The 8114-nt window shown below is 69.0% G+C and carries 5 protein-coding genes, 1 tRNA gene and 1 pseudogene; 2 read left to right on the forward strand and 5 right to left on the reverse strand.

The genetic code is table 11. From position 1 onward, the window contains the following. Window positions 1–67 precede the first annotated feature (67 nt). Window positions 68–1450 carry a PucR family transcriptional regulator gene (locus QSK21_RS14675; protein WP_285696255.1) on the forward strand — a complete coding sequence of 461 codons (1383 nt, stop codon included), beginning with the start codon at window positions 68–70 and terminating at the stop codon, window positions 1448–1450. Here the strand turns inward: QSK21_RS14675 and QSK21_RS14680 are convergent. From QSK21_RS14680 to QSK21_RS14695, 4 genes are all read right to left on the reverse strand, one after another. After that, window positions 1448–1521: transfer RNA gene (locus QSK21_RS14680), tRNA-Met, on the reverse strand. The genes QSK21_RS14675 and QSK21_RS14680 overlap by 3 nt on opposite strands. A gap of 48 nt (window positions 1522–1569) precedes the next feature. Then, entirely contained in the window at window positions 1570–2616 is a 1047-nt protein-coding gene (locus QSK21_RS14685; protein ID WP_285696256.1) for a YlbL family protein, read from the reverse strand. Between the two features lie 26 nt (window positions 2617–2642). After that, window positions 2643–3059 (reverse strand): molybdenum cofactor biosynthesis protein MoaE, encoded by a 417-nt coding sequence (locus QSK21_RS14690; RefSeq protein WP_285696278.1) that lies wholly within the window; start codon window positions 3057–3059, stop codon window positions 2643–2645. Between the two features lie 731 nt (window positions 3060–3790). Further along, the gene (locus tag QSK21_RS14695) at window positions 3791–4312 is read right to left on the reverse strand and encodes a PPA1309 family protein (RefSeq protein ID WP_285696257.1); all 522 of its coding nucleotides are present in this window, start codon (window positions 4310–4312) and stop codon (window positions 3791–3793) included. Between the two features lie 187 nt (window positions 4313–4499). Between QSK21_RS14695 and QSK21_RS14700 the strand changes: the two genes are divergently transcribed. After that, entirely contained in the window at window positions 4500–7358 is a 2859-nt protein-coding gene (locus QSK21_RS14700; RefSeq protein WP_352231282.1) for a UPF0182 family membrane protein, read from the forward strand. Window positions 7359–7864: 506 nt separating this feature from the next. On the opposite strand, the pseudogene QSK21_RS14705 reads toward QSK21_RS14700, so the two are convergent. Then, window positions 7865–8114 (reverse strand): annotated as a pseudogene (locus QSK21_RS14705) (hypothetical protein); the annotation flags it as partial.

The raw sequence follows: 8114 nt of genomic DNA on the forward strand, positions 1-8114 counted from the left end.
GCTAAACAGCACCCGCCACCCCGGGTACAGTCGAACGTCACATTCCAACCAGGTAACGGCCATACATATGTCTGAACGCGACGATCTGCAGGATCTGGTGGAGACCGCCGCCGACCTGCTGAAGGCCCCGGCGACCCTGGAGGACCGCGACTTCCACCTGGTCGCCCACGCCCCGCACGGCGGCACCATCGACCCGGTGCGCACCGAGTCGATCCTGCACCGCCGTTCGACCGACGAGGTCCGCGTCCGCTTCGAGCGGCACGGCATCGCCCGCGCCACGGGCCCCGTCCGCATCCCGGCCGATCCGGACGCCGGCCTGCTGGCCCGTCTCTGCCTGCCCGTCCGCTGGAACGGCGTCACCTACGGCTACCTGTGGCTCCTGGACGGCGACGACCACATCGACGCCGCGCTCGCCGTCCAGGCCATGCCCCTCGCCGAACGCGCCGCGCTGCTCATGGCCCGCCAGACCCGGGACAGGGACGATCTCGGCTGGAAGCTCGCCGATCTCCTCACCACGCGGCCCGACGTCCAGGCCCAGGCGACCAGCGAGCTGTCGGAGATCCTCACGCCACCGTTCGCCGTGGCCGTCCTGCGCGGCGCCGACCGCGCGCCGCTGAACCCCTGGCTGCTGCCCCGCAGCGTCCTGACGACGATCTGGGAGGGCGACCACATCCTGGTGACGTCCCCCGCCAACGTCGAGCACGTCGTCGAGCGGGCCAGGCAGCTACTCCTGGAACGCAAGCAGGCGACCAGAGCGGGCGTCTACGCCCCCTGCGGCAGCCTTCAGGAGACACGCGAGGGCTGGCTACGAGCCCGTGTGGCCGCCCGCACGGCCGCCCCCGGCGAGACCCGCACCTGGTCGTCCCTGGGCGCCCTCCGCCTGCTCCGCTGCGCGGACGACGAGACCTTGGCCAGGTCCGCCGTCCCACCCGAGCTCCACGCGCTCCTCAACAACCCCGACCTGACCCGTACCGCCCGCACGTACCTGGACAACGCAGGCGCCGTCCAGAAGACGGCCCAAGCCCTCAACATCCACCGCCAGACCCTCTACCACCGCCTGGCCCGCATAGAGGAGCTGACCAACCTGACCCTCACCAACGGCCAGGACCGCCTGACCCTCCACCTGGCCCTGACCCTCCACCCCCACCTAGAGCCCCCGGAGAAGCAAGGGGCGAAGCCCCCAAAGAGGGGGCAAGGGGGCGAAGCCCCCAAAAAAGGACGCGCAGCGTCCGCAAAGGGGGCGAAGCCCCCGCGCCGGGGGTTCCAGGGGGTCGCCCCCCTGGACAAACACGGCAAAGGGGCCCGCGGGGAAGGAGGCCAAAGCCTCCGACCACACAGACCCCAGGACCCCCGGGGGTTCCAGGGGGTCGCCCCCCTGGACAAACACGGCAAAGGGGCCCGCGGGGAAGGAGGCCAAAGCCTCCGACCACACGGACCCCAGGTCCCGTAGCGGGGGCAGGATTTGAACCTGCGACCTCTGGGTTATGAGCCCAGCGAGCTACCGAACTGCTCCACCCCGCGGTGATGGGGTCAACCTTAAGGGCAGCGGGGGCGGCGCGCCAAATCGTTTCAGTCGCACGTGGGCACGTCGCCCTTGCCGGCCTTGAGGGCGTTGATGGCCTGGATGGTGCTGTGCAGGCTGTCGGCGCGGACGAGGCGCAGGCCGTCGGGGCGGGCTTCCGTGGCGTCCTCACAGTTGTCCTTGGGGGTGAGGAACACGGTGGCGCCGGCGCGGCGGGCGGCGATCATCTTCTGCTGGATGCCGCCGATGGGGCCGACCTCGCCTTCGGGGGTGATGGTGCCGGTGCCGGCGATGAACGCGCCGCCGGTGAGGGGGCCGGGGGTGAGCTTGTCGACGATGGCGAGGGAGAACATGAGGCCGGCGCTGGGGCCGCCGATGTCGCCCACGCTGATGTCGATTTTGAAGGGGAATCGGTACCGCTCGGTGAGGACAATGCCGACAACGGGGCGCTTGCCGTCGGGTCCGGCGACGGTGGTGAGGGTGGTCTTCCCCTCTTTGCCGCCCCGGTTGTAGGTGAAGGTGACGGGGACGCCGATCTTCCGCCGGGCCATGGGCTCGGTGATGGAGGTGACGTCGCTGACGCGCTGCCCGTCCACGGCGGTGATCTGGTCGCCGGGGCGGAGCCGCCCGTCGGCGGGCCGGCCCTTCTGGACGCTGTCGACGACGACCTGGACGGGCACCTTGATGCCGAGTTCGTTCAGGGCCGCGGCCTCGGCGCTCTGCTGGGAGTCGCGCATCTGCCGCGTGTTCTCCTCGTCGACCTGCCGCTGCGTCTCGTTCCTCGGGAAGATCGTCTCTTCGGGGACGATGGCGACGTCGCCGTCCAGCCAGCCCTGCAGGGCGCTGAACAGGTCGATGCGGCTGCCGGGGCCGCCCCGGTAGGTGACTGTGGTGAAGTTGAGGTGGCCGCCGTCCTGGTAGGTGCGCCGCCCCTCGATCTTGATGAACGGCTCGCCCTTGTCGTTGGTACCCAGCGTGTTGCTGGTGGGTCCGGGCATGAGGGCGACGTACGGCACCGGCATCAGGGAGCCGGCGAGGGCCAGCACCAGGACGAGGGCGTTCGCTACGGCGAGGGTCGCGGCACGACGGGACATGCGGAAACCCTATGCGGCGCGCGGGCTCAGCACGCGCCGACCCATTCGTCTCCGCCGTCGGCGAACCGCTGGTGCTTCCAGATGGGGACCTGGGCCTTGAGGTCGTCGATGAGGCGGCGGCAGGCGGCGAACGCCTCGGCGCGGTGCGGGCAGGACGCGGCGACGACGACGGCGATGTCGCCGATCTCCAGGTCGCCGACCCGGTGCACGGCGGCCAGCGCCTTGACGGGGAAGTCGGCGGCGACCTTCTCCATGACGGCGCGCAGCTCCCGTTCGACGGTGGGGTGCGCACTGTAGGACAGGGCGCTGACGCTCCTGGCATGGTCGTGGTCGCGTACCGTCCCGGCGAACAGCGCGATGCCCCCGGCCCCGGGGTCGCCGACCGCCGCGAACACCTCGTCGACCGACAACGGCGTGTCCCGCACCCCGACCAGCTTGATCACGTCAGTCACCGCGTGCCTCCAGCTCGCTCACCCGGAAGGTTACCCGCCCGGTCACAGGACCGGACGGGCGCAGCCGATCAACTACCCCGATCATCCGGCTCAACCCAACGCGACCCCACCCGCCACGATCAAGCCCGAGAACAAGGTCGAAGCGAAGCAGCTCGCATCCGCGATAACCCCTCTCCCATACCTCAGCCAACACCCCAACCCCGAACGGCGGCCAAGCGCCGCGATCGCACCCAAAGGCAGGGACGAGCGCCAGCGAGATCCCTGATCGCGCAGCGAGCCCCAAGGGGAGTCGAAGCGATGCAGCGATCATCGCAACCGCAACAAGCGACAAGCCCCCAGGCGAGAAGCGCAGCCCGCACCTGCAAATGACCACCCTCGCACCCACCCCAGCCCCCAACCCCAGCCCCGAACGGCGCCCAGGCGTTGCGATCGCGACCGAAGGCAGGTTCCGAGCCTGCGAGGAACCTGATCGCGCAGCGAGCCCCCAGGCGAGTCGGAGCGATGCAGCGATCGCACGCGGTGCCGGAGAAGGAGGGCGCCCAGCGCCCGACGCCGCAGGCACCGCCAATAAACACGCGTTGCGATCGCGACCGAAGGCAGGTTCCGAGCCTGCGAGGAACCTGATCGCGCAGCGAGCCCCCAGGCGAGTCGGAGCGATGCAGCGATCGCCGCAAGCACGACAAGCGACGAGCCGTCAAGGCGAGGAGCGCAGCTTGCGGTTGCTAAGCAGGCACATCCGGTTCGAAGGTGGCGGCCAGGGCGTCGGCGAGGCCGGGGACGAGGTCGGGGCCGGTCAGGACTTCGTCGTCGAGGTCGTGGCGGCGGAGCCGGAGGGCGGAGTGCCGGGTGCCGTCGCGGAGGACGCCGACGACCATGCGGACGTCTTCGCGTTTGGGGTGGCGTGCGGCCCATTCGGCGGCCTCGGCCGCGTCTTCGGGGATGTCCTCCTCGGCTTCGGGTGGCAGGACGACCCGTTCCAGGACCAGGGCGCAGCCGGCGACGGTGTCCGGCCAGGCGATGGCGGCCAGCGCGTCTTCGACGGCGGCCTGTTCGGGGAGGGCGGGTTGTTCGAGTGCGGCGAGGGTGTGAACGTCGGGCCGCAGGCCGAGCTGGTCGGCCAGTTCGGGTTCGGCCTTGCGCAGTTCTTCGCTCTGCACCAGGGCGTACAGGCGGGGGGCGGCGTCCCAGCCCTCTCGGGCGGAGTGGCGTTCCAGGTCCTGTACGACTTCTTCCAGAAGGCTCACGCGACCATCTTTCCCTCAATCCCTCAGAGGAAATGCGGGAACCCCCGGCCAACTAGATAAGTTGCATAGACAGCACCGGCGTGGCCGGTGAGCACGATCCTGTCGAACGGAGGGGACCTTGACCTTCCGGACTCCCGCATTCGGGCGCCGGCTCGGGACCGGACGGAGCCGTCTCGTACTACCGGTAGTGGTGGTACTGGCAGTGCTGCTGGTCGCGTTCATGCTGTTCACGTCGGTGTGGACGAACCTCCTCTGGTATCGCTCGGTCGGCTTTTCCTCTGTCTACACCACGGAACTGTGGTCGAAGGTGCTGCTGTTCTTCGGGGCCGGGGCGCTGATGGCGCTGCTGGTGGGGGCGAACATGGTGATCGCCTACCGGCTGCGTCCGGCGTACCGGCCGCTGTCGGTGGAGCAGCAGGGCCTGGAGCGCTATCGGGCTGTGGTCGATCCGCGCCGCAAGTGGATCGCGGGCGCGGCGCTGGGCCTGCTGGGGCTGCTGACGGGTTCGTCGGTGGCCGGGCAGTGGCCGGTGTTCCTGGCCTGGTTGAACCGCACGTCGTTCGGCGTGGAGGATCCGCAGTTCCACAAGGACGTGTCGTTCTACGTCTTCACCTACCCGTTCATCCGGCTGCTTCTGGGTGTGCTGTTCGCCACGGTGATCTTGTCGATCCTGGCGGCGCTGATGGTGCATTACCTGTACGGCGGGCTGCGCCTCCAGGGGCCGGGCGACAAGGCGAGCCCTCCGGCGCGGGCGCACCTGTCGGTGCTGGTGGGGCTGTTCATCCTGATGAAGGCGGTGGCGTACTGGTTCGACCGGTACGGCCTGGTGCATTCGGAACGGGGTGTGGCGACGGGCGCGTCCTACACCGACATCAACGCCCTGCTGCCCGCCAAGACGATCCTCGCCGTGATCGCGGTCATCTGCGCCGCGCTGTTCTTCGGCAACATCGTGCGGCGGGGCATGATGCTGCCGGGTGTCGGCTTCACGCTGCTGGTGCTGTCGGCGATCCTGGTCGGTGGCGTGTATCCGCTGCTGATCCAGCAGTTCCAGGTGAAGCCGGACGAGCTGGCCAAGGAGCGTCAGTTCATTCAGCGCAACATCGATGCGACCCGCGCCGCCTACGGGGTGCAGAACACGAAGGTCACCGCCGAGTACGGCGCCCGTCCGGAGACGGATCCGGCCAAGCTCCAGGCCGAGGTCGACCGGCTCGGCGGCGTCCGGCTGCTGGACCCGAACGTGGTGGGCGAGACCTTCCAGCAGTTGCAGCGGATCCGCCCGTTCTACCGCTTCCCCGACATTCTGGACGTGGACCGCTACCGGGTCGGCGACCAGAACGTGGACACGATCGTGGCGCTGCGCGAGCTGTCGGGCGCCCCGGCGGGGCAGCGTAGCTGGATCAGGGACCGAATGGTCTACACCCACGGCTACGGCTTCGTGTCGGCCTACGGCGACCGTTTCGCCGGCAACGTCCCCCAGTTCGTGACCAAGGACATGCCGCAGGCGCCGAACTCGCAGATCAAGGTGGACCGGCCGCAGATCTACTTCGGCGAGCGCTCCCCGTCCTACTCGGTGGTGGGCGGCCGGGGCCAGCAGGAGCTGGACTACCCCGACAACAGCCAGACCGGCCAGAAGAACACCACCTACGACGGCGACGGCGGGGTCCCGATCGACTCGTTCTTCAACCGGCTGCTGTTCGCGACCAAGTTCCAGGACAGGAACCTGCTGCTGTCGGGCGCGATCAACGAGGGCGCCAAGATTCTTTACGACCGGCAGCCGCGGGAGAGGGTGCAGCGCGCCGCCCCTTGGCTCACGCTGGACGGCGACCCGTACCCCGCGGTGGTCAACGGCCGCATCCTGTGGATCCTGGACGGCTACACCACCTCCAACGCCTACCCGTACTCCGAGCGGACGAGCCTGGGGGACGCCACCCGCGACACCATCACCGACACCCGTTCGGCGGTGGCCCGGCAGACCAACGACCGGATCAACTACATCCGCAACTCGGTGAAGGCCACGGTGGACGCCTACACCGGCGCGGTCCGGCTCTACCAGTGGGACGAGAACGACCCGGTGGCCAAGACCTGGATGAAGGTTTTCAAGGGCACCGTGCAGCCGCGCAGCAGCATCCCGCCGGAGCTGGAGCAGCACTTCCGCTACCCGCAGGACCTGTTCAAGGTGCAGCGGCAGATCCTCACCCGCTACCACGTGACCGACGCCGCGGCCTTCTACAACGGCGAGGGCTTCTGGGAGGTCCCGGAGGACCCGGGCGCCAAGGGACGGCGGCAGCCGCCGTACTACCAGAGCATCCAGATGCCGGGCAGCACCACCAAGGATTTCTCGCTGACCACCGTCTACAACCCGCGGGGCAACCCGAACCTCGCGGCGTTCATGGCGATCGGGTCCACGCCGGGCCGTAACTACGGCCAGATCCAGATCCTGCAACTGCCGCGGAACTCCACCGCGCAGGGGCCGGGCCAGGTGCAGAACTCGTTCCAGACCGATCCGAAGGTCAAGGAAGAGCTGAACCGGCTGCGGCTCGGCGAGACCCGGACCGTGGCGGGGAACATGCTGACGATCCCGTTCGGCGGCAGCGTCCTGTACGTGGAGCCGATGTACGCCATGGCGGCGGCCGGGGCGGAGCAGCAGCCCTATCCGGTACTGGGCAAGGTCCTGGTCCGCTTCGGCGACCGGATCGCCTCCGGTGACAACCTCGACCAGGCCATGGCCGCGTTGCTGGGCCAGACGTCCTCGACACCGCCCCAGAACAACCAGCCGCCGCCCCAGCAGGGGCAGCAGGGCCAGGGCGGCGCGCAGCTCAGCGGCCAGGCCCAGCAGGCGATCGACGAGCTGGAGGCGGCGATCGCGGCGTACGAGAAGGCGCAGAAGGAGCTGAACTACGCCGAGATGGGCAAGGCTTGGGACCGGATCAAGAAGGCCCGGGACGCTCTGGCGGCCGCTCAGCGCGCGGCAAGCGCTCCCACCGCGTCCCCGAGCCCACGCCCGTCAGGCTCCCCATCCCCCACCCCGTCAAGCTCCCCAGACTGACAGGCCCGGGGGGTGGGGTCGACCCCACCCCCCGAACAGCACTCAGGCGCCGCGCAACGCCAGCAATCACCGCAGGGCAACAAGCAACGAGCGCAACTCGCGCCTGCAATAAACACCTCGCACCCACCCCAGCCCCTCACCCCAGCCCCGAACGGCGCCCACCGCCGCGATCGCGACCGAAGGCAGATTCGAGCGAAGCAAGAATCTGATCGCGCAGCGAGCCCCTAGGCGAGTCGGAGCGATGCAGCGATCGCCGCGTAAGCGACAAGCGACGAGCCGCCAGGCGAGAAGCGCAGCTCGCGGACGCAATAAAACACACCGCAACAACCCCAGCCCGTCTCCCCAGCCACGAACGGTCGCTCAAGCGTTGCGATCGCGACCGAAGGCAGATTCGAGCGAAGCAAGAATCTGATCGCGCAGCGAGCCCCTAGGCGAGTCGGAGCGATGCAGCGATCGCCGCGTAAGCGACAAGCGACGAGCCGCCAGACACCCCAGGTGTTTTGGTGTCAAGCGGCGTGGGGTTGTTGGTGGTGTGACCAGGCGGTTGCCTCGTCGTAGAGGGTGCGGGTTTTCAGGCAGCCGTGCAGGATGCCGATCAGGCGGTTGCTGAGCTGGCGGAGTGCGGCGTTTGTCAATCCCGGCCCAATCGTGACCCGGTTGTTCCGGGTGAACCGTGACCCACCCGATTGTTGATCTTTAGTTGTCGGTCTTGGCCGCGGGGACGCGGCCGAGGTCGCGGTCTTTGAGCCGGTAGCT

This window comes from Actinomadura sp. NBRC 104412 (assembly GCF_030269515.1).
Taxonomy (GTDB): Bacteria; Actinomycetota; Actinomycetes; order Streptosporangiales; family Streptosporangiaceae; genus Spirillospora.

Excerpts from the sequence above, each read along its gene's own strand:
- QSK21_RS14675 (WP_285696255.1), top strand. The coding sequence starts at position 68 with ATGTCTGAACGCGACGATCTGCAGGATCTGGTGGAGACCGCCGCCGAC.
- QSK21_RS14685 (WP_285696256.1), bottom strand. The coding sequence starts at position 2,616 with ATGTCCCGTCGTGCCGCGACCCTCGCCGTAGCGAACGCCCTCGTCCTG.